Annotated in this window: 2 protein-coding genes; both read left to right on the top strand. The window is 60.1% G+C overall.

Annotation, left to right across the window (positions count from 1 at the left end):
* On the top strand, positions 1 to 546 hold a 546-nt coding region (locus CW742_RS14965), incomplete at its 5' end, for an ATP-binding cassette domain-containing protein (RefSeq protein ID WP_292421777.1).
* Between the two features lie 48 nt (positions 547 to 594).
* On the top strand, positions 595 to 1,051 hold a 457-nt coding region (locus CW742_RS14960; protein ID WP_292421774.1), incomplete at its 3' end, for a P-loop NTPase.

Below are 1,051 nucleotides of genomic sequence, written 5' to 3'. Positions count from 1 at the left end.
GGCGACGAGTGGATCGACATGACCAAGCCCGGTATCGACCAGCGGGGCCGGGCCAAGGAGTATATCGGCCTCCTCCACCAGGAGTACGACCTCTTCCCCCACCGCACGGTCATCGACAACCTGACGGACTCGATCGGCCTTGAGTTCCCCAAGGAGCTTGCGATTAGAAAAGCCGTAGTCACGCTCCGGATGGCCGGGTTCTCAGAAGAGAAGGCAAAGGCCATCTTAAACCGGATGCCCGGCGAACTCTCGGATGGTGAACGGCACCGGGTGGCGCTCGCCCAGGTGCTGATCCGCGAGCCAAGGCTCGTGATCCTCGATGAGCCGACCGGCACCATGGACCCGATAACAAAGCAGGATGTCAAGCACTCGATCCTGCATGCCCGCGACGAGATGGACGAGACCTTCATCGTGGTTTCGCACGATATGGACTTTGTCCGCGACATCTGCGACCGGCTCGCCCTGATGCGGGGCGGGAAGATCATCGACATCGGCCCTACGGCGCAGGTGCTTGCGCAGGTGACCGAGGAAGAGAAGGCAGACTGATTACGAGAACGCTCATTTTTTCTCATAATCCCCTGACGAGATGATCCGATGACAGATACTCCACGAAAGAATCCTGAGACCTGCGATGAGAACTGCACCGAAAACTGTGAGACTTGCCCGTCAAAGAAAACCGCAGCTGCGCCTAAAGGTTTGCCCCCGAAAGCAAAGATCAACGTGAAGCACGTCATCCTCGTGCTGAGCGGGAAAGGCGGGGTGGGCAAGTCCACCGTCTCCGTCAATCTCGCGTTCGCGCTCGCAAACCACGGGAAGAAGACCGGCATCCTCGACCTTGACTTCCACGGCCCGAACATCCCCAAGATGCTGGGCATCGAGGACCAGCGGCCGGGGGTGACTGCCAACACGATTGAACCCGTGCCCGTAACCGGCAACCTCTCGGCCCTCTCGATGGCGTTCCTGTTGCCGGACACGAGCACGCCGGTGGTCTGGCGCGGCCCGATGAAAATGACAGCGATCCAGCAGTTCCTTGCAGAGGTGCACTGGGGGG

This window comes from Methanoregula sp. (assembly GCF_002835825.1).
Classification (GTDB): domain Archaea; phylum Halobacteriota; class Methanomicrobia; order Methanomicrobiales; family Methanospirillaceae; genus Methanoregula.
The sequence above is the reverse complement of the archived record's forward strand: the minus strand, read 5'-3'. Positions and strand labels throughout refer to the sequence as shown.